Source organism: Modestobacter sp. NPDC049651 (assembly GCF_040659695.1).
GTDB lineage: Bacteria > Actinomycetota > Actinomycetes > Mycobacteriales > Geodermatophilaceae > Modestobacter.
On sequence record NZ_JBFAOG010000013.1, the window covers coordinates 20,209 to 47,010 of the forward strand.

25 protein-coding genes and 3 pseudogenes are annotated in these 26,802 nt (G+C 77.6%); 11 read left to right on the forward strand and 17 right to left on the reverse strand.

From position 1 onward, the window contains the following. Positions 1–113: 113 nt before the first annotated feature. The 3 genes from AB0J00_RS16655 to AB0J00_RS16665 form a co-directional block, all read right to left on the reverse strand. Positions 114–680, reverse strand: coding sequence for a copper chaperone PCu(A)C (locus tag AB0J00_RS16655; protein WP_357746630.1), 567 nt, complete (start codon positions 678–680; stop codon positions 114–116). Positions 681–887: 207 nt separating this feature from the next. Beyond that, complete coding sequence (locus tag AB0J00_RS16660) at positions 888–1,100, reverse strand: hypothetical protein (protein ID WP_357746634.1); 213 nt, start codon at positions 1,098–1,100, stop codon at positions 888–890. 177 nt (positions 1,101–1,277) lie between these two features. Next, a complete protein-coding gene (locus tag AB0J00_RS16665) occupies positions 1,278–1,928 on the reverse strand; it encodes a hypothetical protein (protein WP_357746637.1) in 651 nt (216 codons plus the stop codon). A 320-nt stretch (positions 1,929–2,248) separates the two neighbouring features. On the opposite strand from AB0J00_RS16665, the gene AB0J00_RS16670 reads away from it, so the two are divergent. The 3 genes from AB0J00_RS16670 to AB0J00_RS16680 all read left to right on the forward strand — a co-directional run bounded on the left by AB0J00_RS16670 (position 2,249) and on the right by AB0J00_RS16680 (position 6,031). Beyond that, complete coding sequence (locus tag AB0J00_RS16670; RefSeq protein ID WP_357746640.1) at positions 2,249–2,773, forward strand: YetF domain-containing protein; 525 nt, start codon at positions 2,249–2,251, stop codon at positions 2,771–2,773. A 138-nt stretch (positions 2,774–2,911) separates the two neighbouring features. Continuing rightward, complete coding sequence (locus AB0J00_RS16675) at positions 2,912–4,477, forward strand: Na+/H+ antiporter (protein WP_357746643.1); 1,566 nt, start codon at positions 2,912–2,914, stop codon at positions 4,475–4,477. Positions 4,478–4,657: 180 nt separating this feature from the next. Then, the gene (locus tag AB0J00_RS16680) at positions 4,658–6,031 is read left to right on the forward strand and encodes a DUF2254 domain-containing protein (protein WP_357746646.1); all 1,374 of its coding nucleotides are present in this window, start codon (positions 4,658–4,660) and stop codon (positions 6,029–6,031) included. Positions 6,032–6,088: 57 nt separating this feature from the next. On the opposite strand, the pseudogene AB0J00_RS16685 reads toward AB0J00_RS16680, so the two are convergent. Both AB0J00_RS16685 and AB0J00_RS16690 read right to left on the reverse strand, forming a co-directional pair. After that, positions 6,089–6,367, reverse strand: a pseudogene (locus AB0J00_RS16685) (hypothetical protein); the annotation flags it as partial. 542 nt (positions 6,368–6,909) lie between these two features. Next, entirely contained in the window at positions 6,910–7,125 is a 216-nt protein-coding gene (locus AB0J00_RS16690) for a hypothetical protein (RefSeq protein ID WP_357746648.1), read from the reverse strand. 224 nt (positions 7,126–7,349) lie between these two features. On the opposite strand from AB0J00_RS16690, the pseudogene AB0J00_RS16695 reads away from it, so the two are divergent. After that, a pseudogene (locus AB0J00_RS16695) lies at positions 7,350–7,976 on the forward strand (AAA family ATPase); the annotation flags it as partial. A 565-nt stretch (positions 7,977–8,541) separates the two neighbouring features. Further along, complete coding sequence (locus AB0J00_RS16700; protein ID WP_357746649.1) at positions 8,542–10,092, forward strand: helix-turn-helix domain-containing protein; 1,551 nt, start codon at positions 8,542–8,544, stop codon at positions 10,090–10,092. Positions 10,093–10,557: 465 nt separating this feature from the next. Here AB0J00_RS16700 and AB0J00_RS16705 read toward each other — a convergent pair whose 3' ends face one another. The 6 genes from AB0J00_RS16705 to AB0J00_RS16730 form a co-directional block, all read right to left on the reverse strand. After that, a complete protein-coding gene (locus tag AB0J00_RS16705) occupies positions 10,558–11,178 on the reverse strand; it encodes a hypothetical protein (RefSeq protein WP_357746651.1) in 621 nt (206 codons plus the stop codon). After that, positions 11,175–12,134, reverse strand: coding sequence for a hypothetical protein (locus AB0J00_RS16710; RefSeq protein ID WP_357746654.1), 960 nt, complete (start codon positions 12,132–12,134; stop codon positions 11,175–11,177). The genes AB0J00_RS16705 and AB0J00_RS16710 overlap by 4 nt, the downstream gene beginning before the upstream one ends. Beyond that, on the reverse strand, positions 12,131–12,994 hold the full coding sequence (locus tag AB0J00_RS16715; protein WP_357746656.1) for an ATP-binding cassette domain-containing protein: 864 nt from the start codon (positions 12,992–12,994) through the stop codon (positions 12,131–12,133). The genes AB0J00_RS16710 and AB0J00_RS16715 overlap by 4 nt, the downstream gene beginning before the upstream one ends. Further along, positions 12,991–13,845: a hypothetical protein gene (locus AB0J00_RS16720; protein WP_357746659.1), complete on the reverse strand. Its 855-nt coding sequence runs from the start codon at positions 13,843–13,845 to the stop codon at positions 12,991–12,993. The genes AB0J00_RS16715 and AB0J00_RS16720 overlap by 4 nt, the downstream gene beginning before the upstream one ends. Continuing rightward, complete coding sequence (locus AB0J00_RS16725) at positions 13,842–14,369, reverse strand: RNA polymerase sigma factor (protein ID WP_357746661.1); 528 nt, start codon at positions 14,367–14,369, stop codon at positions 13,842–13,844. The genes AB0J00_RS16720 and AB0J00_RS16725 overlap by 4 nt, the downstream gene beginning before the upstream one ends. A gap of 92 nt (positions 14,370–14,461) precedes the next feature. Continuing rightward, positions 14,462–15,292, reverse strand: coding sequence for a sigma-70 family RNA polymerase sigma factor (locus AB0J00_RS16730; RefSeq protein WP_357746664.1), 831 nt, complete (start codon positions 15,290–15,292; stop codon positions 14,462–14,464). Between the two features lie 138 nt (positions 15,293–15,430). On the opposite strand from AB0J00_RS16730, the gene AB0J00_RS16735 reads away from it, so the two are divergent. From AB0J00_RS16735 to AB0J00_RS16760, 6 genes are all read left to right on the forward strand, one after another. Next, positions 15,431–16,699, forward strand: coding sequence for an epoxide hydrolase family protein (locus tag AB0J00_RS16735; protein ID WP_357746667.1), 1,269 nt, complete (start codon positions 15,431–15,433; stop codon positions 16,697–16,699). Beyond that, on the forward strand, positions 16,696–17,601 hold the full coding sequence (locus AB0J00_RS16740) for an alpha/beta hydrolase (RefSeq protein WP_357746669.1): 906 nt from the start codon (positions 16,696–16,698) through the stop codon (positions 17,599–17,601). The genes AB0J00_RS16735 and AB0J00_RS16740 overlap by 4 nt, the downstream gene beginning before the upstream one ends. Then, the gene (locus AB0J00_RS16745; protein WP_357746671.1) at positions 17,598–18,578 is read left to right on the forward strand and encodes a redoxin domain-containing protein; all 981 of its coding nucleotides are present in this window, start codon (positions 17,598–17,600) and stop codon (positions 18,576–18,578) included. The genes AB0J00_RS16740 and AB0J00_RS16745 overlap by 4 nt, the downstream gene beginning before the upstream one ends. A 100-nt stretch (positions 18,579–18,678) precedes the next feature. Further along, positions 18,679–19,242, forward strand: coding sequence for a hypothetical protein (locus AB0J00_RS16750; protein WP_357746674.1), 564 nt, complete (start codon positions 18,679–18,681; stop codon positions 19,240–19,242). Between the two features lie 120 nt (positions 19,243–19,362). Further along, positions 19,363–20,049, forward strand: coding sequence for a response regulator transcription factor (locus AB0J00_RS16755; protein WP_357746677.1), 687 nt, complete (start codon positions 19,363–19,365; stop codon positions 20,047–20,049). 48 nt (positions 20,050–20,097) lie between these two features. Beyond that, positions 20,098–21,099, forward strand: a complete 1,002-nt coding sequence (locus tag AB0J00_RS16760) for a hypothetical protein (RefSeq protein WP_357746679.1) — start codon at positions 20,098–20,100, stop codon at positions 21,097–21,099. An 11-nt stretch (positions 21,100–21,110) separates the two neighbouring features. Here AB0J00_RS16760 and AB0J00_RS16765 read toward each other — a convergent pair whose 3' ends face one another. The 6 genes and pseudogenes from AB0J00_RS16765 to AB0J00_RS16790 form a co-directional block, all read right to left on the reverse strand. After that, positions 21,111–21,632 (reverse strand): hypothetical protein, encoded by a 522-nt coding sequence (locus AB0J00_RS16765; RefSeq protein WP_357746681.1) that lies wholly within the window; start codon positions 21,630–21,632, stop codon positions 21,111–21,113. 563 nt (positions 21,633–22,195) lie between these two features. Beyond that, positions 22,196–22,393: pseudogene (locus AB0J00_RS16770) on the reverse strand (DUF6544 family protein); the annotation flags it as partial. Continuing rightward, positions 22,390–22,857, reverse strand: a complete 468-nt coding sequence (locus AB0J00_RS16775) for a hypothetical protein (RefSeq protein WP_357746683.1) — start codon at positions 22,855–22,857, stop codon at positions 22,390–22,392. The gene AB0J00_RS16775 and the pseudogene AB0J00_RS16770, both read right to left, overlap by 4 nt. A gap of 63 nt (positions 22,858–22,920) precedes the next feature. Next, complete coding sequence (locus AB0J00_RS16780; protein ID WP_357746685.1) at positions 22,921–23,301, reverse strand: hypothetical protein; 381 nt, start codon at positions 23,299–23,301, stop codon at positions 22,921–22,923. Then, entirely contained in the window at positions 23,298–24,257 is a 960-nt protein-coding gene (locus tag AB0J00_RS16785) for a universal stress protein (RefSeq protein ID WP_357746687.1), read from the reverse strand. The genes AB0J00_RS16780 and AB0J00_RS16785 overlap by 4 nt, the downstream gene beginning before the upstream one ends. A 67-nt stretch (positions 24,258–24,324) precedes the next feature. Continuing rightward, complete coding sequence (locus tag AB0J00_RS16790) at positions 24,325–26,802, reverse strand: glycosyl hydrolase family 65 protein (protein ID WP_357746689.1); 2,478 nt, start codon at positions 26,800–26,802, stop codon at positions 24,325–24,327.

The following is a 26,802-nucleotide window of genomic DNA, read 5'->3' on the forward strand; positions in this document are numbered from 1 at the left end:
CGTACCCGTTCACTGCCACCTTGTCGCAGATCTCCGGACCGTGCCGTGGACACCCGGCCCACGGCTGGAGACCCGCTGTCCGGAGGCGCTCGGGCACTCCCGCCGCCGGCGGGTCAGCTCGACGGCTCCCCGGTCGGACGCGGGAAGTCGTAGGTGGGGGAAGGTCGCTGGCCCTCCGCCGCGACCATCGCGTCGACGGTGACCTCCCCGGCGTCCCGGAACGCGAACGTGACCGGGATCGACTGGCTGGAGCGCAGCGGACGCTGCAGGTCCAGCAGCGTGATGGCCGGGCCGCCCTCGGCTCCCACGTGGACGACGTCCCCGGCGGGGACGTCGAGCAGGGCGGCGCCGTCCGCATCGGCGCCGTCGACGGCGACGTCGGTGAACGCATCGCCGCTGATGCCCAGCAGCCGGTCGGCCTGCTCCCCGATGTTGCTGATGCCGAGGAAGAGCCGGGCGTCGTCGCCGACCGCGTAGGAGCCGTCCAGCGGGTACTCGAGCTGCACCTGCAGCAGCTCGACCTGCTCGCTCGCGCTCTCGTCCGGTCCGATGGCGCCACCGGCCATCTCGCCCTCCCCGCGCCCGGAGAGGTTGCCCTCACCGCAGCCGGCCAGGCAGAGGGTGGTCGTCAGTGCGATGGCAGCAGCACAGGCACGCGTGGCGATCAGTGCGCGGGACATCGGTCGTTCCTCCTCGGTGGTCCGTCCTGGACGAGCGCCGGGTCCGGTCGCGGCGCTCCGGCCAGGAGGTGCCCAAGGACTTGCCATCGACCAACAGTTGCGCCATGACGATCGCGTGACGAACCCGGCGCCCTGCCGGCCTCCCCGCCCCCGCGAGCCGGCCGACGGCCGTGGTCTCGTTCCCCGGACGGGGAGGAGGTGAGCCCCTCAGCCCGCCGCGCCGCGGGTCAGCACGCGGACCTGGGTGATGTTCCGCTTCTGCACGAACACCGAGTAGCGCTCTCCGCTGTCGACCTCGTGCACGTCGTCCGGCCCGGCCGTCCGGAACCAGTCGAGGAAGGCGTCGACGACGCGGTCGTCGGCGCTGTCGAGGTCGAAGCTGTGATCGGGGACGTAGATGACCAACTGCCTGGTTGCCATGCCACATCGTCGACGCACCCACGGCGGGTCGGCCACCGACGAGTGGAGCGACAGCCCCGACGCCGCCCAGCGGCACGTCGCGGCGCTCTGCGGTGACCGGCGCGAGGGCGGGGGGCGCGACGACACCACCACCGGGCACGGCCGTGGCCAGCCGCCGCAGCTGACCGGACCGTGCGGTCAGTCCCGACGGGAGGGCGGCGGCAGCTGGGGTCCCCGGCCGGCGCCCTCCGCGAGCAGCGCCGCGGTCCGCTGCGGATCGCGGCGGAGGAGCTCGTCGAGCAGCACCTCGCGGCACCGGACGAGACGGGCCAGCGCCGGGACGTCGGCGACGCCCAGCGCGGCCTCGCTGACCAGCCACTCGGCGACCAGCTCGTCCGTGGACAGCAGACCGACCAGGCGGCGCAGGCGCTCGGGGCGTCGTGCGTCCCAGGTCGCGGCGCGTCCGTCCAGCGCGCACAGCCAGTCACCGGCGAGCACCGCCGCCAGCGTCGTCGTCGCGAGCACGAGCGCCCCGCCCGCCGCGCCCAGCGACACGGCGCCCACGAGGAACGGGACCGACAGCGCCCCGCCCGCGCCGGCGTACACGACGGCTCGCCGGCCGGCCGGGGTCGAGGGGAAGCCGCGGTGGGCCGAGCCGGTGGCGACCGCGCAGGCGGCGCCGACCACCACCGCCACCGCGGGGACGACGGCCGCGCCCCCGTGCAGTGCGCCCGGCAGGGCCGTCCCGACGACCACCGCGAGGAGCACCCAGCGGCCCACCCCGACAGCGCCGGCCCACGCCCGGCCGTGCCACCACCGGGCGGCGCCGGCTCCGGCGGGGGCGCTCACGGCCGGTCCCCGCGGTCGACCCCCGCCGCCGGGAGCGGCGGGGGAGCGGGGCGCCCGTCGCGGGCGGCGCGACGCCACGGGCCGGACGGGGGACGCCGGAGCAGCGGCGGCATCGGGACCTCCTCGTCGCCGGGAGACGCGTGCACCGCGGTACCGCGCGCCTGCTGTTGCTCCACGGTGCCCCGTCGGGGCGGGCCGGGGCAGTCCCCGGGCTGCTTCGTCACGGGACCGTCATGTGCGCCGGCCGCGTGCCGGGACGGACGTCCGGCTCGTGCGCCGCGTCCCTCGGTGATCCCGCGTCCGCGGGGTAGTGAGGGCCCATGTGGTTCGACTCCTGGGCCGATCTGGGGCGCGTCCTCGCCGTGGGCGCGAGCGCCTACGCCACCGTCGTGGTGGTGCTCCGGCTGTCCGGCAAGCGCACCCTGGCGAAGCTGAACGCCTTCGACCTCGTCGTGACGGTCGCCCTCGGGTCGACCCTCGCCACCATCCTGCTCAGCTCCGACGTCTCCTGGTCCGAGGGGGCCGTGGCCCTCGGGCTGCTGGCCCTCCTGCAGTTCGCCGTCGCCCGGGTGACGGCCGGGTCCCCGAGAGCACGGGCGGTGGTCACCGCTCGTCCTGCCCTGCTGCTGAGCGACGGGGTGCTGCAGGAGCGTGCGCTGCGGCAGCACCGGGTCGCACCGGCCGAGGTGCGGCAGGCGGTGCGCGCCGCCGGCCAGGGAGGGCTGGGTGACGTGGCGGCGGTCGTGCTGGAGACCGACGGCAGCCTCAGCGTCGTGCCCGTCTCGGCCGTGGGCGATCGCTCGGCACTCACGGACGTCCCCGGCGCCCAGGGCCCGCGCGGCTGAGCGGCACCGAGGGGGCGTCCGGAGCCGACGACCACCAGCCGGTGGACGGGCACCTCGACGGCGGGTCGTCCGCGGCCGTCCCGGGCCGGGGGCGGCGGCGAGGTGGCGCGACCGGGCGCCGGACCGGACGATGCCCGGGTGGGCGCCGTCGCACTGCTGGGACTCCTCGTGCTCGGGGTGGTCGTGCTCACCCCGCTCGCCGACCGGATCGGCGTCCCGCAGCCGGTGCTGCTGACGATCTACGGGCTGGCGCTCGGGCTCGTCCCGGCCGTGCCGGCCCCCCAGCTGGACCCGGACCTGATCCTGCCGCTGGTGCTCCCGCCGCTGCTGTTCGCCGCCACCCAGACGACCTCGGTGCGGGAGCTGCGGGAAGCGGCCCGGCCGGTGCTCGGGCTGGCCGTCGGCCTCACCGTCGTGACCGCCGGGATCGTGACCGTCGTCGCGCACGCCCTGGGCCTGCCCTGGGCGGTGGCCGCGGTGCTGGGCGGGGTGGTCTCCCCGCCCGACCCGGTCGCGGCCACCGCGGTGGCCGCCCGGCTGCACCTCCCACCCCGACTGGTGACCCTCCTGGAGGGCGAGGGGCAGTTCAACGACGCGACCGCGCTGGTCATCTACCAGCTCTCGGTGATGGCCGTCGTCGCCGGCGGTGTCTCGGCGGGGGAGGTGGGGCTGAGCCTGCTGGTCGCCGTGGTCGGTGGTTGCCTGCTGGGGCTGGTCGGTGGCTGGCTGGCGAGGAGGGCGCTGGGGTTGCTGCACGACCCGGCCGCCGAGACGACGGTGACCATCGCCGTCCCGTTCGCTCTGTACCTGCTCGCCGAGCAGGTCGAGTCCTCCGGCGTGCTGGCCGTGCTGGTCTCTGGGCTGTACCTGCGGGCGACCACCACCCGGGAGGTCACCTCGGCCGGCTGGCTGCTCGGCCGGTCGGTGTGGCAGTACGTCGAGTTCGCCGTCAGCGGGCTCCTGTTCGCCTTCCTGGGGGTCGAGCTCACCGACGTGCTGGGCAGCACCGACGTGCTCGACGACGGCGAGACGATCGGCGTGGCCGCCGCGGTGGTCGGGGTGCTCGTCGTGGTGCGGGCGGCGGCCATGTTCGCCGCCTCCGGCCTCACCGGCCGCCGAGCGCGCCGCGCCGGATCGGCGACCCCGCACGGCTGGCGGGAGTCCGCGGTCGCCTCGTGGGCGGGCATGCGCGGCGTGGTCACCGTCGCCACGGCCCTCGCGCTGCCGGTGACGGTGGACGCCGGCGGGTCGTTCCCCGCGCGGGAGGAGGTGGTGGTGGTCGCCCTCCTCGTCGTGATCGTCACCCTGGTGCTGCAGGGGCTCACGCTCGCCCCGCTGATCCGGCGGCTCGGGGTCGCCAGCGACGCGGACGTGCGGGCCGACGAGCGGCGCCTGCACCGGACGGTGACCGAGGCCGCCCTGGCGCGGATCCGGGACGCCGACGACGTGCCCACCGAGGTCCGGGACGCCGTGGTCCGGCAGTACGAGGCGCGGCTGGGCTACCGCGTCAGCGTGGCGGACCTCGTGGACGGCGACGCCGGCGGCGCGGACGCGGGCCGCCACCTGCGGGAGCTCCTGACCAGGGCCACCGAGGCCGAGCGGGACGCGGTGCTCGATGCCCGGCGCAGGGGGGAGGTCAGCCCCGCGGCCGCGGACGACGTGCTCTTCGACGTCGAGGCCCGGGCGCTGCGCTACGGGTCCTGAGGCCACGCCGGGACGGGGATCGCGCAGCCTCCGGTCACCGTCCCGGCGGGAGCCAGGTCCTGCCCGTCCCGAGGGAGCGGCCAGCGGCGGACCGCTCGTCGCACCCGGCGACCGCGCGGCTGGTCAGGGGACCCGGTCGGTGCCGGTGCGGCGGGCGTCGTGGACGGGGGAGACTGCTGCATGCCGTCCCCCACCAGCACCACCGGACGCCGGGCCGACGCGGTCGTCGAGCGCATCCGGGGCGCCCTCTGGCCGGTCCCGTGCGCGGGAGTCCTCCTGGCCGTCGCGCTGGGCGTGCTGCTGCCTGCCGTGGACGGCCGGCTCGAGGGCCCCGGCGGCCACCCCCTGACGTTCGCGTTCGGGGGTGGCGCCTCCGCGGCCCGCGACGTCCTGTCGGCGATCGCCGGCTCGCTGATCTCGGTGACGGGGCTGACCTTCTCGCTCACCGTGGTCGCCCTGCAGTTGAGCAGCAGCCAGTACTCCCCGCGGCTGCTGCAGACGTTCGTCACCGACCGCGTCGTCCAGGCGACCCTGGCGCAGCTGGTGCTCACGTTCGTCTACGCGCTGACCGTGCTGCGCACCGTGCGGACCGAGAGCGCCACCGACGACGACACGGCGTTCGTCCCGCGGCTGTCCATCACGGTCGGGTACCTGCTCACGCTGGGCAGCGTCGTCGCCCTGGTGCTCTTCCTCGGCCACCTGGCGCAGGCGCTGCGGGTGGAGACGATGCTGCGCGACGTCCACGACGAGTCGAGCAGCACGATCGCCCGGGTGGCCGGCGGCGAGGCCGGGCGCTCCCCGGACGACCGCGCGGCCGAGCGGCGGCCGGCGGCGTCCGGCCCGCTGGTCCCGTTGGCCGTGCGGTCGAGCGGCTTCCTGCGCGCCGTCGACGAGCGGGCCGCCGTCGCGGCCGCGCGGGACGCCGGGGTGGTGGTCGAGCTCGGCGTCCGCATCGGTGACCCCGTGGTCGCCGGGACGCCGATGGCGCACGCCCGGCTGCCCGAGCGGCGGTCGACCCTCGACCCGGTCCCCCTGGAGGAGGCCCTGGACCGGGCGGTGCGGCTGCACTTCGAGCGGTCCGCGAGCGCGGACGTCGCCTACGGCCTGCGCAAGGTCGTCGACATCGCCCTCCGCGCGCTGTCCCCCGGGGTGAACGACCCGACGACCGCGGTGCACGCGATCTCCCACGCCTCCGCGCTGCTCGGGGAGCTCGCCGGCTGCCCGCTGGAGGTCCGCGCCGTTCGCGACGAGGACGGCGTCGTGCGGCTGGTCCTCCCGTCGTGGGACCTGCCGGCGCTGCTGGAACTGGGGTTGGAGGAGCTGCTCCTGTCCTCCGACGGGCAGCCCGCGGTGCTCCGCCGGCTGGCCGCACTGCTGCGGGAGGTCGGCTGGCGCGCCCGCGGCGGTGCGGTGGACGGGCAGCTGCGCGGCTACGCCGACACGGTGGCTGCCGCGGCGCTGCGGACCACCGGCATCTCCGCGGCGGAGGCCGGCCGGTGGCGACGGGACGTGGACGACGCCCTCGCCGGCCGGTGGCCGGCGGGGGACCGGTGACGCTGCCCCGCCCCGCCGACGCAGCGCAGGACCGGCCGGGGAGCCGGATCGACACGGTCAGCGCGACGTCGTGAACCTGTCCGGCCGCACGTCGGTGTAGGTGCGGACCGGCACCAGGAGGGTGACCGTGCCGGCGTCGCGGAACTCGAAGGTCACCGGGACGCTGAACCCGCTGCGCAGGTCGGCGGTGAGCCCGGTCAGCTCCAGGTGCGGTCCGGTCACCTCGCGGACCACGGCGACGTCCCGGGCCGGCACGGGCACGTCCACGCGCGTCTCCCGGGGGGAGTCGCCGTCGCGCAGGACCACCCGTTCGGCGACGTCGCTGCGCACCCCGCGGAGCTCAGCGTGCCGGCGACGACCGCCTCGACGGCCGTGCCGGCCGCGGCCGACGGATCGGGGACCTGCTCGTCACCGGACCCGGTGCACGCACCCAGCGCGAGCAGGCCGGTGCTCAGGCCGGCCAGCAGCCGCCGGTGCCCGACCGGCCGGCGTCGGGGGAGGTGCCGCGAGCCGTCGTCGTCCGGCGGGCTGGTGCAGACGGTCGCGGTGGGCATGCCGGACCCCTCCTCCTGCGCGGCGCTCCACCGCCACCGACCGGCGCCGGTGGTGGTGGCGGTGGCCCACCGTCGCCTCGGGTGAGGGCTGCGACCTCACCCCCTGCGGGCGATGTGCCCGGGGGGACCGACCAGCAGGCTCCGGGGGACGCACCACCACCCGCCGCAGGGGAGGACGCCCGATGACGGCGACCGCCGCACCCGGGACACCACCGGCCGGCCCCCGGAGCGTGCGAGCCGCTGCGGAGGAGCTCCTGCTGTGGATGCTCGTGCCGGCCATCCGGGTCATCGCGGCGGTGGCCGGCCCGCTCGGCCGCGGCTCGTTCAGGCCGCCCGGCGGACCGGGGGTGCGGTCGACTGCGGTGCACGACCACCGCCCGCCTGGGACGTGACCTCCCACCACGTCCCGCCCGCCGGGCCGCTGCCCCCGGGCGCGCCCTCCCGCTCCCGTTCCCAGGGGCCCGTCACCCGACGTCCCAGCGTGACGATCAGTGCGGTCTCGGCGGCCAGCCCGACCAGGACGACGAGCACCCAGCCCATGTGCGCTCCCCCCACGTCCGGGTCCCCATGGTCACGACGTGGGGCGGAGGGGGCCTCACCCGCGCCGGGTGAGGTCGGCGCCGACCGCGGCGCATCCCGGGCGCCCGCCGGACGCGCGGCCGGCGAACCCGTTGTCGCCACCTCGGCGTGCTCCTAACCTGACCCCGGGTGGATCGACACGGGGCACCCGCCGGAGCACGCACCCCAGCGCCGCTGGAGCACCGATGGCCGCACCTCGCGCTGCCGCTCGACCGGTCGCCGCCGACCACGCGTCGCAGGTCCCGCCGCCCCGCGCCCGGCCCGACCCGCCCGGGCCGCCCGGGACCGGTGGCGCGGACCAGGAGGACGGCGTCACGGCGCTGAAGACCCGGCTGCCCCGGCCGCCCCGGCACGTCGTCGAGCGGCCGCGGCTGGACGCGGTGCTGGACCGGGCCGGCGCCCGCGGGGCGGAGGGGCCGGACGTCGTCCTGGTGACCGGACCCGCCGGGGCGGGCAAGACGACCTGGCTGTCGCACTGGGTGGCCCGCGGCCCGGCCGAGTCCGGCGCGTGGTCGGCGGCGTGGGTGACCGTCGAGGACGGCGACGACGCGCAGTCGCTGTGGACCGCCGTCCTCACCGCGTGCCGCGCGGCCGGCGCGCCGGCCGGGAGCCCGACGGCCGGCCCCCCGGCGCCGGACCGCGGCACGCCGCACGGCGCGGTGGTCGCCGCGTTCGCCCAGCAGCTCGCCGGGCTGGACCGGCCGCTGTGGCTCGTCCTGGACGAGATCGACACGCTGGCCTGCCCCGATGCGGCGCGCAGCCTGGACACGCTGCTGCGGTGGATGCCCGAGCAGCTGCGGCTGGTGCTGGTCGGGCGCACGGAGCCGCCGCTGGCGCTGCACCGGCTGCGGGTCGAGGGACGGCTCCTGGAGGTCCGCGCCGACGACCTCAGCCTGACCCGGGGCGAGCTGGTCGAGCTGCTGCGCGGCCACGACCTCGAGCTGGGCGCCGGGGACGTCGACCTGGTGCTGCAGCGGACCGAGGGGTGGGCGGCCGGGGCCCGGCTGGTCGCGATGTCGCTGGCCGCGGGGGACCCGCGCACGGCGCTGACGGCGTTCGCCAGCGACGACCGCGCGCTGGGCGACTACCTGGTCGGTGAGGTGCTGGCGCGGCAGCCGCCCGACGTGCACCGCTTCCTGGTGCAGACGTCGGTCTGCGACCAGCTGTGCCCGGACCTGGCCACCGCCGTGTCGGGGCGGGAGGACGCCGGGGTGCTGCTGGAGGAGCTGGCCCGGGCGAACGTGCTGACCGTGCGGTTGACCGGGCCGCAGCCCTGGTACCGGTACCACACGCTGCTGCGCAGCCACCTGCTCGCCGACCTGGCCCGGCGCCCCGCCGCGGCGCCCCGCCGCGGCGCGTGCCGAGCTGCACCGCAGGGTGGCCCGCTGGGCGGTCGCGCACGGCGACCTGCTCCCCGCCATCGACCACGCGTGCCGCTCAGGGGACCCCGACCTGGTGGTCGACCTGGTCGGCCGGTGGGGTCTCGCGCTGGTCCTCGGTGGGAGCGGCCAGGCGCTGGCCAGGCTGCTGCGCCGGACGCCGCTGGAGGTCCGCAGCGAGCCCGCCGTCGCGCTGGTCGCCGCCGCCGGCGCGCTGGACGCCGAGGACGTCGCCGCCGCAGACGACGCCCTGGCTCCAGTGCCCCCCGCCGCCGCCCCGCGGGCCGACCCGGCGCTCGCGGCGACAGTGGCCCTGCAGCGGGCGCACCTGCTGGGCACCACCGCCGCCGAGCTGGAGGTGCTCGAGGGGACCGACGCCGGTGCCTCGGGCCGCCCCGAGCTCGACCTGCTCGCCACCGCCGGCCGGGGGCTGGCGCGGCTGAAGCTCGGCCGGCTGGACGCGGCGGAGGCCGACCTCCGGCGGGCCGCGGCCGGCACCGCGGCGGCCGGGTACGACCAGCTGGCGCTGCACTGCCTGGCGGCGCTGGCGGGGGTGGCCGCCAGCCGGGACGACGCGCCGGAGATGGGCAGCCGGGCCGCCGCGGCCCTCGCCTTCACCGCCGCCCGCGGCTGGGAGCGGTCACCGCGGTGCGCCTTCGCCCACGTCATCGCCGGCTCGGCCGCCTACCAGCGCCTGGACACGCCGACCGCGCGCCGGCACGCCCGGGCGGTGGTCGACCTGCTCGACGGGACCGTCGAGCCGTCGCTGCGCTTCGCCGGGCTGGTGCTGGAGTCGGCCCTGGCGTTCGACGCCGGCGAGGAGCCGCCGGCCCGGTACCGCCAGGTGCAGCGGGGGTGGCCGGCCGGGGACGTGGGCCTGCCGCCGGTGCTGGTCGCGCACGCCGGGCTGGAGCAGCAGCGGATGGCCCTGGCGCTCGGCGAGCCGGCCTGGACCCACGAGGCGGTCGACCGGGTCGAGCAGCGGCTGGGGGCCGGCGGTGAGCTGCAGTACCTGCGCGCCTCGCTGGAGGCCCACCGGGGCCGGGTCCCCGCAGCCCGGCGGCTGCTGGCCGATGTGTGCGACGGCGCGGTCCCGGCGGAGGCCGGGCGGACCGTCGTGGAGGCGCTGGTGCTCGACGCCGTGCTCGCCGACGACAGCGGCGACGCCGATGCCGCCCACCGGCGGCTGACCCGGGCGCTGGCCAGCGCCGAGGGACGGCAGACGGTGCGCTACCTGACCCTCGCCGGGCGGCCGGTGCAGGAGCTGCTCATCCGCGACGCGGGCCGGTTCGGCCGCCAGGAGGCGTTCGCCGCCCAGGTGCTGCGGGCCTTCCCGCGGGCGCCGGCGGCGCAGGGGAGCCGGCTCACCGAGCGCGAGCGCGCGATCCTCGTCGAGCTGCCGTCGCTGCGGACGGCCGAGGAGATCGCCGAGCGGCAGTTCGTCAGCGTGAACACCGTCAAGACCCACATCCGGGCGATCTACCGGAAGCTCGGCGTGGGCAGCCGGCGCGACGCCCTCGCCGCAGCCCGCGCCCGGGGGCTGCTCTGACCGCGACCGGACCGAGCAGGGGCAGCGCCGGGGACTACCAGCGCAGCGGCTGCACCGAACGTGACTGGGCCGTGCGGCACGCCCGGCAGTTGCCCCAGGTGACCAGCTGCAGGGGCGGGGTGGGCCGGTCGCACTCGGGGCAGGCGACGAGGGCGTCGGCCTGGGCGCGCGCCTCGCTGCGCTGGTGGGCCTCGCGCTCGTGGACGCGATCGTCCCCTCGGCAGCCGCACCCGAGGTGGGTCTGCCCGCAGTCTCGTGCGGAGGTCGTCATGGCGTGCTCCCTGGCTGTGCGGTGGGCGGGGGTCCTAACCGGTCGGCGAGCACGCGGCTGGGGCGTCGGTCGTGACTGTACGGGCCGCGACGCCGCCCACCCCGGTGTGCGGGCCGCCGCACGGACCTCAGCCGAGGAAGCGGCGGACCGGCTCGGCGATGAGGTGGAGCGCTCCTCCAGCGGGTGGTCGGCGATCAGCCCGGCGCCGGCTGACGTGCGCGCTGCCGACGTCCGCCGGGGTCCCGGGTCGCCCACGCGAGCAGCACTGCCGCACCGAGCAGGCCGAGGACGACCTGCCCGGTAGTGGAGGTCCACGGCCACGCCTGCCGGACGGGTGCCGGGAGCGTCGCCTGCAGCACCGTCCCGCCGCCCAGCAGGACGGTCGCCGGCAGCACACCGGGCAGCCCCCGGCGGCTGCCCGCCGCGCCCGCGGCCAGCGCGAGCGCGGCGAGCACTGCCCACGTCCGGACCAGTCCCCAGCCGGGTGGGGCCCCACCGGCGGTTGCGAGGAGCGCCACACCCCCCAGCGCCACGGCGGATCCCGGCACGGCCAGCACCGCCCGGGCCAGCAGCCGCCGGCGGACCGTCACCGGGGTCGCGGTCGTGAGCGCCGCGGTGCGGTCGTCCGCCGCCGCGCCCAGCCCGCAGCCGAGCACCAGCACCGCCAGTCCCGGCAGCTGGACGGCTCCCGACGGTGGCAGGACGCCGATCGGGGCGGCCAGGCCCAGCGCGGCGACGCCGGACCCGCCGAGCGCCCGCCAGGCGAGCACCGGCCGGGTCGCGGCGAGCAACGCCGGCCACGGCACGGTGCTCACAGCGGGTCCAGCCAGCCCAGGTCGGTGCTCAGGGTGACCAGCTGGCCGACGAACCCCGCCACGACCAGGACCAGTCCGGCGGCCCCGACCACCCGCGTTCGGGGGTCCCGGCCGCTGCGCCGCAGCGCCAGCGCGGCGAGCGCGGCGGTGACGCCGAGGACGAACACCAGGTGCAGGCCGTACGAGGTCAGGTCGCGGTCCAGCCCGAGGTACCCGGGGACGAGGTCCCCGGGGCTCCCGGCGGCCTGGTGCGCCGACAGCTGGACCGCGGACGGGGTGCCACCGAGGTCGGTGGCCACCACCGACGACCGGGACAGGGCGACCAGGCCGAACGGTGCGTAGAGGAACGTGTAGAAGTCGAAGGAGAAGACCGCCCACCACAGGAAGCCGAGCACGGCCCCGGCCGTGCGCGAGCGCACCAGCCGGGCGGCCAGGACCCCGGCGACGGCGGAGCAGGCGACCAGCAGCGGACCGCCCACCAGCTCCAGCAGCGCCGGGTCGGCCACCCGCACCCACGGCGCGCTGCCGAGCACAGCGCCGCCTCCCGCCAGCACCGCGAGGTCCTGGCCGCCGAGGACGAGCAGCGCCATGACCGCGGGTACCAGGGCGGCGGCGAGCACCGCTCCCGTCCGCTCCCAGCTGCGTGCCGGGGTGCTGGCGAGCAGCTCCGCGGCCGGCGGTGGACGGTCCCGCAGCGCGGCGCCGTTCGCCACCAGGAACGCGGTGAGGACGAGCGGTCCCACCGGGAAGTCCCACGCCGCGAGGTGCTCGCCGTACGGCCCGGGCTCGGTGAACGCGCCGTCCGCGGTGAACCAGCAGACGATCGCGACCGAGCCGGCCGTGCCGGCCCAGAGCAGCCGGCTCCGGACGGCGCGCCGGAGCTCTGTCCTGACCAGCGCGCGCACGGTCGCCGCCCCGACGACGGCCGGCGGCGCCAGGCGGGTCGCGGCGGTCACCGGACCTGCTCCCCGGGTGCGCCCGAGCCGGTCAGCAGGAGGTACCCGTGGTCCGGTCCGGCCGGCCGCAGGTCCGCCCCCGGCGGCGGTGTGCCGACGTTGCGGATCCGACCCTCGGCGGTGCGCCAGGAGACCGCTGCGTGCGGGTCGGGCGCCGCCGCGTCCCACACCCGGCCGTCGGCGAGCGAGGCGAGGGCGGTGGTGTCCCCCTGGAACACCACCCGGCCGCGGTCGAGCACGACCACCCGGGGGCAGAGCGCAGCGACGTCCTCGGTCAGGTGGGTGGACAGCAGGACGCAGGTGTCCGGGGGCAGCCCGGCCAGGACCTCGCGGAACCGCAGGCGCTGCTCGGGGTCGAGCCCGGCGGTCGGTTCGTCGAGGACGAGCAGGTCCGGGTGGCCCAGCAGGGCCTGCGCGAACCCGACCCGGCGCCGCATCCCGCCGGACAGCGCGCGGATGCGCGTGTGCGCCCGGTCGCCCAGGCCCACCACGTCGAGCACGCGGCGCACCTCGGCGTGCCGAGCGGCCCGGTCGGTCATCTCCTTGAGGACGGCGACGTAGTCGACGAAGGCGAAGGCGGTGAACCCGGCGAAGGCCGCGGGCTCCTGCGGCAGGTAGCCCAGCCGCCGGCGGATCGCCAGCCGGCCCGCCGCGTCGCCCGGGTCGCAGCCGAGCACCTGCACCGAGCCGCCTTCCGGCGACAGGGCGGTGGCGACGATGCGCAGCAGGGTGGTCTTGCCGGCCCCGTTGGGGCCCAGCAGCCCGGTGACGCCCGGGAGCAGGTCGAGCGAGACGTCCTGCAGCGCCGTCGTGCCGCGGAAGCGCTTGCCGACGCCGTCGAGCGTGACGGTCGACGTCATCTCCGGCTCCTCTCCTCGAAGGTGGTGTGGCGCACGACCGCGAGCACGAGCGCGAGGGCGGCGACGCAGAGCAGCGCCGCCTGGCCGGGCGGGCGGAAGGCGACGGAGCGATCGAGCACCTCGCGCAGTGGCAGCGAGGACGGGGGCGGACGCAGCGCGGCCCACGAGGCGGCCAGCCACAGCAGCGTCAGCACGGCGGCCACGCGGCGGGAGTCGACCCGGGCCGAGAGCGCGAGCGTTAGCGCGCACATCGCCAGGGCGGGCGCCAGCCAGAGGGCCGCCGGCCGCGCCCCGCCGGGCAGCGCGAGGGCGAGCAGGGCGGTGACCGGGAGGGTGCCGGCCGCCACGGCCGCCGTCCGCATCAGCAGCAGCCGGAACCGCGAGAACGGCGTGGTGCGGGCCACCTCGCCCGCGACGTCGTCGACCGCGGCGTAGGCCAGCGCCACCCCGACCAGCGGCAGCAGCGGCGCAGACACCACGAAGACCGCCGTCCCGGTCGTGCCGCTGCCCAGCCGGGCGGCGAGCAGGCCCAGGACCAGCAGCCCCGTCCCGGCCGCCCACCAGGCACGCTGCACCGCCGGGGCGGCACCGAGGAGCCGGACCACGTGGGACGGCAGCACGCGGGCCAGCAGCTCCTCGGCGGCTGATGCCGGCTGCGCGTCGACCGTCCGGTCGATCGCCGCCCAGGTCCGCTCGTGGGCCGACCTGTCGACGGGGGGCACGGCGGCGGCCAGCGCGTCCCGGCAGGCGCGGCACTGCATCAGGTGGGTCTCGACGGCGGTCGCACCGGCGTCGGTCAGGGCGCCGGCCCGGTAGCCGGCCGACGTCCTGGGGTCCACGTGCCAGGTCATGCGAGCGCCTCCTGCATCTGGGTCCGGGCGCGGGCCATCCGGGTGCGCACCGTCCCGGCCGGCACACCGAGCAGCCGGCCGGCCTCGCGGCTGGTCAGCCCGTCGAGCACGACCGCCCGGACGACCGCCCGCAGCTCCGGGGACAGTCCGTCCACGACGGCCGCCAGGTCCCCGTGCTCGACCGCGAGCAGCACCTCGTCCTCGGCCGACGGCGCTGGCTCGGCGACGAGCAGCCGCAGCGGGAGCGGGCGCCGGGGCCGCACGGCGGCCAGCAGCCGGCGGATCCCGATGCCCCACAGCCAGGCGGGCACGTCGCCGGTGCCGCGGTAGCCGGTGGGGGTCCGCCACACGGCGAGGAAGGTGTCCTGCAGCACCTCTTCGACGACCCCCTCGTCGCCGCAGCGGCGCGAGAGGCGGGCGCGCAGCCACGGCGCGTGCCGGTCGTAGAGCTCCCGCAGCGCCGCGCGGTCCCGGTCGGCGACGGCCGTCAGCAGGTCACCGTCCGAGCGATGCTGCTGCCTCATGCTGCACCTGTAGCTCCGGGGTCCCTGAACTGTTCACCGGCACCCCTGCGGCCGGCACCGGCACGGACGTGCCCGGCTGAACTGGTCGGGCCTCACCCGGGCGGGGCCGGTGCCGCCATTGCGGCGCGCAGCGTGGCCAGCGCGCCGGCCTCGATCTGCCGCACCCGCTCGGCGGTGACCCCGAGCTCGGCAGCGATCCGGCCCAGGGTGCGGGCCGGCTCGCCGAGCCCGAAGTGCGCCCGGACGACGGCGCGCTCCCGGTCGGGCAGCCGCGCGGTGACCTCCTGCAGGCGGCGCAGCTCGATCCGGTCCAGCACCGCGTCGTACGCCTGCTCCGCGGCCGGGTCGGGCACCCGGTCGCCCACGGTGTCCCGGCCGCCGTGCGGGTCGGCCGGTTCGTGGACGCTGCGGGCCGCCCGCTCCGTGCCCTGCAGCGCCTCCACCTGGGCCCGGCTCAGCCCGGTCGCCCGGCTGAGGTCCGCGGTGGTCGGCGCGGCACCGCGGGCGTGCAGGTGGTCGAGGTGGGCCGCCCGCACCGCGGCCAGGGCGCGGACCGCCCGGTCCGACAGCGCCACGGGCCGGGTGAGCTCGGCGAGGAGCTCCTGCATCGCCTTGCGCACCCAGAACGAGGCGTAGGGCCAGAACGGCGTCCGCCGGGCCGGGTCGTAGTGCCGGGTGGCCAGCAGCAGCCCGGCCACCCCCTCCTGCACCAGCTCCGCCCGCCCGACGCCGCCGGCGGCCGGGAACGAGGCGGCCACCGCGGTGATCCGGGGCAGGAAGGCCGTCACCAGGTCGGCGCACGCCGCGACGTCCCGGCGGGCCGCGGCGAGGACGAGCCGCCGCTCCCGGCCGGCGGGGAGGGGGTCTCCACGGGCTCCCGCGGCTCCGGTGCCGGGCGCGGGGCGCAGCGGTGGTGCAGCCATCGGCCTCCCCTTCCGGGCGCACGGGCACGGCGATCCTGCCACCGGCGGCACCGCCGGCGAACGGGTCGGAAGACCCCTTGTCCCCGGCCCGCGGCGGCTTACCGGTACCCGTGGCCACGACCCCAGGAAGGACCCGCCATGGCGCTCGACCCCGACCCCACCGCGACGACCACCACCGCACGGCCCGGCCGGCCCGACGCCGTCCGGCCGTTCCAGGTGCACGTCCCGGAGGAGGAGCTCACCGAGCTGCGGCGGCGGATCGCCGCGACCCGCTGGCCGACGCCGGAGCTGGTCGCCGACCGCTCGCAGGGGGTCCAGCTGGCGACCCTGCAGGCGCTGGCCCGCTACTGGGCCGACGAGCACGACTGGCGCGCCGCCGAGGCACGGCTCAACGCGCTGCCGCAGTTCGTCACCGAGGTCGACGGGGTCGACGTCCACTTCCTGCACGTCCGCTCGCCGCACCCCGACGCGCTGCCGCTGGTGATGACGCACGGCTGGCCCGGGTCGGTCGTCGAGCTGCTGGACACCGTCGGCCCGCTCACCGACCCGCCCGCGCACGGCGGCAGCGCGGCGGACGCCTTCGACCTCGTGCTGCCCTCGCTGCCCGGCTACGGCTTCTCCGCCGAGCCCACCGAGCTCGGCTGGGACGTCGCCCGCGTCGGCCGGGCGTGGGCGCAGCTGATGGAGCGGCTCGGCTACCGCCGCTACGTCGCGCAGGGCGGGGACGTCGGCGCCGGCGTGACCGACGCGATGGGTCGCCAGGCGCCCGAGGGCCTGCTGGGCATCCACCTCAACCTGCTGGTGTCCGCGCTCGGGGACGTCGGCGCGCTGCCGCAGGACACCGAGGAGGAGCGTGCCGCGCTCGCCCAGATCCGCACCTTCCAGTCGACCGGCAGCGGCTACTTCCAGGAGCAGTCCACCCGGCCGCAGACGATCGGCTACGGGCTGCAGGACTCCCCGGTGGCGCTGGCCGCCTGGATGATCGACCACGACACCGACGCCTACGAGAAGATCGCCCGCGCGTTCGCCGGGGGCGCACCGTCGGGCAACCTCACCCGCGACCACGTGCTGGACAACGTCGCCCTCTACTGGCTGACCGGCACCGGCACGTCGGCCGCCCGCTCCTACTGGGAGAGCTACGGCGCCGACGCCCCCGCCGCCGCGGCGGCCGCGGGGCACCCCCAGCCGCCGGTGACGGTGCCGATGGCGTTCAGCGCGTTCCCCGGGGAGATCTGGCGGACGCCGCGCAGCTGGGCCGAGGCCTGCTACCCGACGCTCACCTACTTCTCCGCGGTCGAGCGGGGCGGGCACTTCGCGGCCTGGGAGGAGCCGGAGCTGTTCGCGGCGGAGCTGCGGGAGGCGTTCCGGCCGCTGCGGCGCCCGCAGGTGCCGGAGCAGCGCCGGTGACCGGCCCGTTCGGGCCGCTCCGGCAGGTGACCGCCGGACCGCTGGACGTCGGCTACGCCGAGGCGGGCCCGGCCGACGGGCCGGCCGCGGTGCTGCTGCACGGCTGGCCCTACGACGTGCACGCCTTCGCCGAGGCGACGCCGCTGCTGGCCGCCGAGGGCTTCCGGGTGCTGGTGCCCTACGTCCGCGGGTACGGCACCACCCGGTTCCTGGACGACGCCGCGCCGCGCAACGGCCAGCAGGCGGCGGTGGCCTGCGACGTGCCGGCGTTCCTGGACGCGCTGGGGATCGAGCAGGCGGTGCTCGCCGGGTTCGACTGGGGTGCCCGCTCGGCGGCGGTGGTCGCGGCGCTGTGGCCGGAGCGCTGCCGCGGGGTGGTCGCGGTCAGCGGCTACCTGATCGGCAGCCAGGCGGCCAACGCCGCGCCGCTCCCACCGGCGGCCGAGCACGCCTGGTGGTACCAGTTCTACTTCGCCACCGAGCGGGGCCGGGCCGGGTACGCGGCGCACCGGCGGGAGTTCAACCGGCTGATCTGGCGGCTGGCCTCGCCGCGCTGGGAGTTCGACGACGCGACGTTCGCCCGCACCGCCGCGGCGTTCGACAACCCCGACCACGTCGACGTCGTGGTGCACAACTACCGGTGGCGCCTGGGGCTGGCCGCCGGGGAGCCGCAGTACGACGAGCTGGAGCGGCGGCTGGCCGAGGGGCCGCCGGTCGAGGTCCCGGCGATCACGCTGGAGGGCGACGCGAACGGGGCCCCGCACCCCGACCCGGCCGGCTACGCGGGGCGGTTCACCGGCAAGCACGAGCACCGCACGGTGACCGGCGGGATCGGCCACGCGCTGCCGCAGGAGGCGCCGGCGGAGTTCGCGGCGGCCGTCGCCGAGGTGGGGAACTGGTGACCCGCACCGCGCCGCCCGGCGTCCGGATGCCGGAGCTGGACGGCGCCACCGGCTGGCTGAACACCCCGCCGCTGACCACCGCGGCGCTGCGCGGGCGCGTCGTGCTGGTCGGCTTCTGGACCTACACCTGCATCAACTGGCGGCGCACCCTGCCGCACCTGCGGGCGTGGGCGGTGAAGTACGCGGACGCCGGGCTGGTCGTGCTGGGGGTGCACAGCCCGGAGTTCGGCTTCGAGGGCGACCCGGCGAACGTCCGGCAGCAGGTCGCCGACCTCGGCATCGGGTACCCGGTCGCGCTGGACGCCCGGCACGAGGTCTGGTCGGCGTTCGCCAACCACTGGTGGCCCGCGCTGTACTTCGTCGACGCCACCGGGCGGATCCGCGAGCAGCAGGTGGGGGAGGGCGGCTTCGCCGAGGCCGAGCTGGTGCTGCGCCGGCTGCTGGCCGAGGCGGGCGGCGCACTGCCGGACGAACCCCTGGTCCGGGTCGAGGCGACCGGCGCGGAGCTCCCCGCCGACTGGGACACCCTGATGTCCGGGGAGACCTATCTCGGCACCGACCGGACGACGGACTTCGCCTCGTCGCCGCACCTGGCCGTCGACGAGCCGGTCCGGTACACGCCACCGCACCGGCTCCGGCTCAACACCTGGGCACTGGCCGGCACCTGGCGGGTCGGCCGGGAGGCCGCCGTCGCGGTGGGACCGGGGAGCTCGCTGGCCCACCACTTCCGGGCCCGCGACCTGCACCTGGTGGCCGGGCCACCGGGCGCCGACCGGCCGGTGCGCTTCCGGGTGACCCTCGACGGCCGGCCACCCGGGCCGGACGCCGGGGTGGACGTGGGGCCCGATGGTGCGGGCGTGCTGAGCACGCCGCGCATGCACCACCTGGTGCGCCAGCACGGCGCGGTCGCCCAGCGCCGGTTCGAGATCACGTTCCTCGACCCGGGGGCGCACGGCTACGTGCTCACCTTCGGCTGAGCGCGGTGCCGGACCAGGGCCGGACCGGAGCCGGCGCTGGACGGGCCGGCGCTGCCGGGGGCACAGTGGAGGCTCCGCCGCGAGCGCCTGGAGGCCCCCCGTGCTGACGTTGCTGACCGTCCTCGCCGTCAGCGTGCTGCTGGTCCTCGGGGTGCTCACGACCGCCGTCTGGACCGGGGTGCGCCGGGTGCGCCGCAGCCGGCTGGTGGTCACCGGGCGCGACCTGGCCTCCGACGGCGCCGCCGTGCTCGCCGCCTGCCGGCCCGGCGCCACCCCGCACCGCGGCGCGGCGGTGCGCGCCGTCCGGATCGCCCGCGAGCAGCAGCTGCTGCGGCAGCGGGTCGACTCCGCCCGCCGGGCCGGGGCGCACCTCGGCGACGTCCCGGACCTGCTGCCGCGGCTGGAGGCCGAGGGCCGCCGGCTGCGCACCGCGCTGGGCCAGCTGGTCGGCGTGCCGGTGGCCGGCGACGAGCTGCTGGCCCGGGCCGACCGGCACCTGGCCACCCTGGCCGACCTCTCCGCCGCGGTCGCGACGGCCGTCGTGCCGCCGGCCGACGAGGACCTGGCGCAGGAGGCCGCGGACGCGGCGCGGGGGCTGCGGGCGCACCGCGCGGCGCTCGACGAGCTGCTCGGCGACGGCCGGCGGACGGCGGACCCCGCCTGACCGCGCGGCCGTGACCAGGACCTTGGGCCCTGGGGCGGGCCGCACGGCCCCGGCAAGACTCGGCGCGGCACCCGTGCGCACCCGCGTCGGCGTGCGCCTGCAGCGGACCCGGAGGCCAGCATGACCGCAGCACCCGAGCCGGGGCCAGTCCGGGTCTTCCTGCTCGACGACCACGAGATCGTCCGCCGCGGGGTCGCCGACGTGCTGCAGACCGATCCGGGGATCACCGTCGTCGGGGAGGCCAAGAACGCCGCGGAGGCGCTGGCCCGGGTGCCGGCGCTCCGCCCGGACGTGGCGGTGCTGGACGTGCGGCTGCCCGACGGCGACGGGGTGGCCGTGTGCCGGGAGCTGCGGTCGAAGATGCCCGACCTCAAGGTCATCATGCTGACCAGCTACAGCGACGACGAGGCGCTGTTCGAGGCGATCATGGCCGGGGCGGCGGGGTACCTGCTCAAGCAGATCCTGGGCACGGACCTGGTCGCTGGCGTGCGCACGGTGGCCGGCGGGGGCTCGCTGCTGGACCCGATGGCGGCGGCCGCGGTGATGGCGCGGATGCGGCGGGCGGCGGAGCCGAGCGGCCCGCTGGCCAAGCTCAGCGAGCAGGAGCGCACGGTGCTCGAGCTCATCGGTGAGGGGCTGACCAACCGGCAGATCGGCGAGCGGATGTTCCTCGCGGAGAAGACGGTGAAGAACTACGTCTCCCACCTGCTGGCCAAGCTGGGGCTGGAGCGGCGCACCCAGGCGGCGATCCTCGCCACCGAACTGCGCCCGTCGGCGGGTCCGGCGCCCCGGGCGACGCCCCGCTGAGGACCGGACCGGGGTCCCGAGGACCGGACACGACGGAGGAGGGGCCCGATGCCCGAGGTGCCGGACTGGACGGGCGTGGTCGAGCTGGCCACGCGCGCGCCGTCGATCCACAACACCCAACCCTGGCGGTTCGCCGCCGCAGCCGACCGGTTGGAGGTGTCCTACGACCCGCAGCGGGCGCTGCCGGCGCTCGACCCGACGCACCGGCAGCAGGTGATCAGCTGCGGGATCGCCGTCGAGTTCGCCGCGGTGGCGCTGCGCGCCACCGGGCACGAGGTCGACGTCGACCTGGCGCCGGCGGCGGACGAGGGCGACCACCTGGCCACGCTGCGGACCGGCTCCCCCCGGGAAGCCTCGGACGACGACCGGGCGCTGGCCGCGGCGATCGCCGACCGGCACACCCAGCGGGCGCCGTTCCTCTCCCGGACGGTCCCCGTCGACCTGCTCGACCGGCTGCAGGCCGAGGCCGGCGGGTACGGCGTCTGGTGGTCCCGGGTCAGCGACCGGGACGCGGAGCTCACGACCGTCTTCCTCATCGACCGGGCCGAGCAGGTCGAGCAGGGTGACGCCGCCTACCGCGAGGAGCTGCAGCGCTGGGTGCGCACCGACCCCGCCGCCCTCGACGGCGTGCCGGTGGCCGCGCTGCCCGACGAGGCGCCGGGCAGCCGGCCGTCGAACTGGACGATCCGCGACTTCCTCGTCGGCCGGCACGAGCCCACCGCCCCAGCGGTGCCCGTGCGGGACGACGACCCGCCCCCGGCCGTCGAGCGCCCCGCGGTGGTCCTGCTGGGCACCATGACCGACGACCGCCCGGCCTGGGTGCAGGCCGGGCGCGCGCTCGGCCGGGTGCTGTTGCGCCTCACCGCCGCCGGGCTCGCCGCCTCGCCGCTGACCCAGGCGCTGGACTGGCCGGCCACCCGCACCCGGCTGCGCGTCGAGCTCGGCCTGGTGGGGCACCCGCAGATGCTGCTGCGGCTGGGCTGGCCGTCGGCTCCGGGGGTGGCCACCGGTCGCCGCCCGGTCGCGGAGGTGCTCACCGCCGCGGGCTGAGGAGGGGCCGCTCAGACCGAGGCCAGCAGCTCCGCCAGCGTCTGCCCCCAGCGGCGGGCGCGCTCCTCCTCACCGTCGGCCAGCGGGCCCTCGGTGTCGACCACCGAGAAGTGCTCGGCCGGTGCGACCACGGCGGCGCCGAGCCGGTCGAGCAGCTTCTCCTCGGTCCGGGCGGCGTGGTCCATCCGCGTCAGCACCGGGTGCGCGCCGGCGCGGGTGTCAAACGCCGCCGCGCGGGTCCCGGCGGGCACCCGGACGGATTCCAGCCACTCGCGCAGGCCGACGAACGTGTCGGGCACGTCGGCGTTGTGCTGGTGCACCGCGCTGTCGCGGGTGCCGGGCTTCGGCATGCCGAACGCGTGGTTCGGGCCGCCGACGACCAGCAGCGCCACCTCGGGTCCTATCTCCGCGGGCGCCTCGGCCGCGGGGACGACGTCGGCCGGGACGGTCGCCGACAGCCCGTCGGCGATCGCGCGGGCGATCGCGCGGGCGTCACCGAACAGCGACTCGTAGACCACCAGGGCACGGGACATGTGCACTCACCACCTCGGACGGGGACCGGTCGGACCGGATGCGGGTTCAGAACTGGACGACGAGGCGGGCCGGCACCCGGCCGGCCAGCACGTCGGACATCGCGTCGGACATCGCGTCGTCGACCTCGTCGAGGTTGCGGTCGACGGCGGCCTTCATGGTGGGGTTCCTCTCGCCGGAGGGTGGGGCCGGCGGATCGGCACCCAGCCTCCCGGGGTCCCGACGGGCGTCGGCAGGGGCGGACGTCCCCCGCGGTCAGGTCCCTCGCCCCGCCGTGCCGGGCCGGCTCAGCGGAAGGACGCGGCGGTGGTCCGGGCGCGGGAGAACTCACCCTCGTCGGCGCGGGTCGGTGCCCGCCCACCAGCCGGCGCACCGCACGGCCGGGACGGTCACCTCGGCGCAGCACCTGCGCCCCGAGCAGCCGGTACGCCGGTGCGGGGGCAGCTCGGCGGTCTCCTGGGCGCCGTCGACGGTCCAGGTCGTGCGCGCGTGCTGTCCGCGCCCGGCGTGCGCCGCGCAAGGACGTGGGCAGGGGGACAGCCTCCCCGGGGAGCCGCCCGAGCCGGATCTCGCCGGTCGTCGACAGCTCGACCGACGACCACGACGGGGTGCCGGGCGCGATGGCGTGCCGCAGCCACTGCTGCGCGGCGGCCGGCAGGTCGGCGACGTCCCCCGGGTCGAAGGGGGCCGGGTCGGGCGTGGCGCGGCCCAGCTCCGCCCAGGCCCGCTGGACCCGCCGGACCCGCCGGACCCGCCGGTTCACGTCGCGCCGGGCGGGGCGGGGAAGCAGGTGCGGTCCTCGACCACGTCGACGGCGCGGCGCCGCGGGGCCGGTTCCACCGGGTCGGCGCGCCCCACGCGGACCAGCACCTGGGGGTGCAGGTCACCGGTGAGGCCCTCCTGCAGGAGCGTCCGAGCGGCCGGCACCTCGGTGGGCCGGCTGAACGGGGCGGCCTGCCAGCCGTGCCGGACCACCTCCAGCAGCACCCGCTCCAGCGCCTCCCCGGCGCGCAGCCAGTCCCGGGGCGAGTCACCGGGGGTGGTCAGCACGAACCAGGCCGCGCCGGGCGCGGACCGCGGGGTCACGTGCTCGGCGGGCCCGGTGGCCTCGAGGTGCGCGGCGACCGTCCCGGCGGCCGGCGGCGCCTGCTCCAGCACGGCGCCCGCGAACCGGGTGGCCCGGTCGACGAGCACCCGGTCGCGCTCGCCGTGCACGGGCACCAGCACCGCGCCCTCGGCGGCGGCCGCGGCCTCGAGGTCGGCCCGGACGTCGGGCGGCGGGCCACCCAGTTAGGGCCGCCGGTTGCTGTGCCGCAGGTCGACCGCCGGCGCCAGGGCCGTGAGGCGCCGGTCGGGCACGCCGGGCTCGGCGCGCAGGACGGCGGCCAGCTCGGGCCGGGCCGGGTCGGGGAACCGCCGCACCGCGTCGACCAGGTGGCTGCCCGCCACGCCCACCCGGGCGTTGAACAGCGCTGCCCCGGCGCTGAGCACCAGCTCCCGGCCCACCGGGTCGCGGGGGAGCGCCTGCCGGCTGCGGTCCAGCAGCACCTCCAGCCGGTCGCGGAACAGCGCCAGCCGCCACGGCTGGCTGTTGGCCACCGACGGCGCCCGCATCGCGCGGTCGGCGGCCAGCCGGAGCGCGTCGGCGGCCGGCCCGCGGGGGCGGGTCACCGCGGCTCCGCCCCGCTCAGCAGCCGCCCGGACGGCGGTGGACCGCCCTCCGGCGGGGGCAGCGGCACCACCAGCACCGGGCAGGCGGCCCGGTCGACGACCGCGCCGGTCGTGCGCCGCAGCGGCCCGGTCCGGCGGGCCCGGCCCAGGACCACCAGGTCCGCGCCGCGGGAGAGCGCGGTCAGCGCGCCGCCCGGCGCCCCCTCGACCACCCGCAGGTCGACCCGCAGCCCCGGGTGGTGCCCGCGCAGCCGGTCGACGGCGTCCGCGAGGCCGCGTCCGGTGCCCGCCCCGGCCGGCCGGCGGCCGGGGCCGGGCGGGGAGAGCCGCGCCGCCGGCCCGGACGCCTGCCGGGCCGGCGCCGCGTGCACCACCAGCAGCGAGGTGCCGCGGCGCCGCGCCTCTGCGGCCGCGGCGGTCAGCAGGTGGTCCGCGGCACCGTCGTCCACCCCGACGACGACCCCGCCGGTGTCCTCGGCGGGCGCGCCGGGGACGCCGCGCAGCCCGTGGCCGTCGGTCGGGCAGCCGTCGCGGCGCGTGCGGTCCACCAGCACCGGGCACCGGGCGTGGCAGACGACGTCCCGGACCACGGGGTCGTACCCGGGGGGTGCCCCGCTCGGCGCGTGGGGGCGCAGCACGAGCAGACCCGCCGTCCGGGAGGCGGCGACCAGCGCCCGGGCCGGGGCGACGGTGGTGAGCTCCGCGGTGACCGTGCTCCCGGGGACCGCGGCCGCCACCGAGCGCACCCGTTCCAGGTACCGGGCCTCGGCGCGGCGGCCCACCGTGCGCACGGCGTGGCCGGCCGGGGGGCAGGGCCACAGCAGGTGCAGGGGGAGGCCTCGGCGCCGCGCCTCGGTGAGCGCGGTCCGCAGCCCCGGCTCGTCGGCCGGGGTCCCGGTGAGCCCCAGGACCACGCCGGCGGGCAGGGCGGGGGCGGCGTCGGCCGGCTCGGTCATCGGGGCTCCCTCGGTGGTGGTGAGCGGAGACTCCCACCGGGCCGGCGGCGCGCGCCGGGGTCGCCGGTCACCGGGGCGGCGGTCCTTGGACCCCGGCCGCGGGGTGCTCTGGGTGCTCGGGGTGCTCGGGGTGCTCGCTGCCGTGCCGGTGCAGCTCCACCCGGACACCGCCCCGCGGGTCGAACCGGTGCTCGGCGTCGCGCACGCGCAGCGGCAGGACGTCGGTCCGGGCGTCCCCGCCGATGGTCAACGTCGTGGGGGTGATGGTCACCGCCAGGTCCGGCTGCCCGCGGTAGGTGAGCCGGAAGCGCAGCCGCCGCAGCCCCTCGGGCAGGCACGGGTCGACGCCCAGGACGTCCCCTCGGGTCTCCAGCCCGGTGAACCCCCGGGTGAGCAGGTCGACCGTGCCGGCCATCGCCCCGAGGTGGATGCCCTCCCCGGTCGTGCCGCCCTGCACGTCGGCGACGTCGCTCTCCAGCGCCTGCAGCCAGTAGTCCCAGGCCCGCCGCCGGTTGCTGCGCGCCAGCACCCAGGCGTGCACGACCCGCGACAGGGTCGACCCGTGGCAGGTGCGGTCCAGGTGGTACCGGACCGTGCGGGGGATGGTCTGCCGGTCGTGGGCGTAGCCCAGCCGGTCGAGCACCGCGTAGAACTCGTCCGCCGTCAGCAGCTGGAACAGCATCAGCACGTCGGCCTGCTTGGACAGCCGGTACCGGTTGGTGGAGTCGCCCTCCGCCTCGAGGATGCGGTCCAGCCGGCTGAGGTCGCCGTAGCGCTCGCGGTAGCCGGCCCAGTCGAACTCCGCGAGCTGCTCGTAGCCGCGGAACTGGCCGAGCACCCCGTCGTCGTGCCAGCACAGCCGCAGCTTGCGCGACACGTGCTCCCAGCGGACGAGGTCCCGCGGGCCGACCCCGAGCTCGTCGAGCAGCTCCTGGCGGCGGGTCGGCGGCAGGACGTCGAGGCAGTCGGCCGCTCGCGCGAGCACCCAGGCCGCCATCACGTTCGTGTAGGCGTTGTCGGCCAGCCCCGGCTCGCTGCTGCCGGGCAGGGCGTCGTGGTACTCGTCCGGACCCATGACACCGGCGATCGTGTAGCGGTCGTCGGCGCGGTCGTAGGTGGCCAGGTCGGCGAAGAAGGTGGCCACCTCCACGATCACCTCCGCGCCGTGCCCGGCGAGGAAGTCCAGGTCCGCCGTCGCCTCGTAGTAGCGCCAGGCGTTGTACGCGACGGCCAGCCCGATGTGCCGCTGCAGGTGCGAGTGGTCCGGGACCCAGTGACCGGAGCGGGGGTTGAGGTGCAGCGCCTGCGACTCCTCGCGTCCGGTCGACCCGCTCTGCCAGGGGTACATGGCACCGCGCCTCCCGCAGGCCCGGGCGGCGGCCCGGGCCTGCGGGAGGCGGCGCCACCGGTACAGCAACGCCGCCCGGGCCACCTCGGGCAGGCGCATCGACAGGAACGGCAGGACGAACACCTCGTCCCAGAACACGTGCCCGCGGTAGGCCTCACCGTGCAGACCCCGGGCGGGGATCCCCACGTCGAGGTCGGCGCTGTGCGGGGAGAGGGTCTGCAGCAGGTGGAACACGTGCAAGCGCAGCACCAGCGCGGCGCGGGGCGAGCCGTCGATCTCGACGTCGCAGCGGTTCCAGAGCCGGCGCCAGGCGAGCACGTGCCGCCCGAGCAGCTGCTCGACGTCCCCGGCGGCGCCGACCTGCTCCCGCGCCGCGTCCCCGGGCTCGGCGAGCGCGTGGTCGCGTGAGGTGCACAGCGCGACGGTCTTCTCCACCGTGGCGCGACCGCCCGCGGCGAGCTCGACGGTGAGGTCGACCGCGGCGGAGTCCGGCACGGCGACCGGGGCGGTCGCCGGCTCGGCGAGCCGCCCGTCGACGGTGACCCGGTGGCGGGCGGCCAGGCCGATGCGGGTGCGCGAGGTCGACGTCTCGACCACCAGTCCCAGCACGCCGTCCGCACCGTCGGGCACGCACGCGCGCTCCGGGACCAGGTGCCGGCTGCGCAGCCCGGCGTACCTCGGCACCCCGCGGTTCTCCACCCGTCCGTCCAGCCCGGACCGCACGGTGAGCCGGCCCGACCAGTCCTCCGCGACGACCGTCGTCTCCAGGACGGCCAGGTACGGGTCGGCCATGGAGACCAGGCGCCGCTGGGCCACGGTGGTCCGCCGCCCGGCCGGGTCGGTCATCCGGAAGCGGCGGGTGAGCACCCCGCGGCGGAGGTCCAGCTCCTGGACGTAGCCGCTGACGGCCACCCGGCGCAGGTCGAGCCACTCGCCGTCGTCGATCCGGAAGGTGAGGGACTGCCAGTCCGGCAGGTTGACGACGCTCTCGTTCTCGACGCGCTGCCCGGCCACCTGGTCGGTCAGCCGGTTGAACACGCCGGCGGCGTACGTGCCGGGGTAGTGCACGGCGTCGGCGCGCCGCTCAGGCGCGGCGGCGCGGGTCACGAACCGCCCGTTGCCGACGGCGCAGAGCGCCTCGCGCAGCCGCTCCGCCGCCGGGTCGAACCCCTCGTAGCGCAGCAGCCAGCCGCCCAC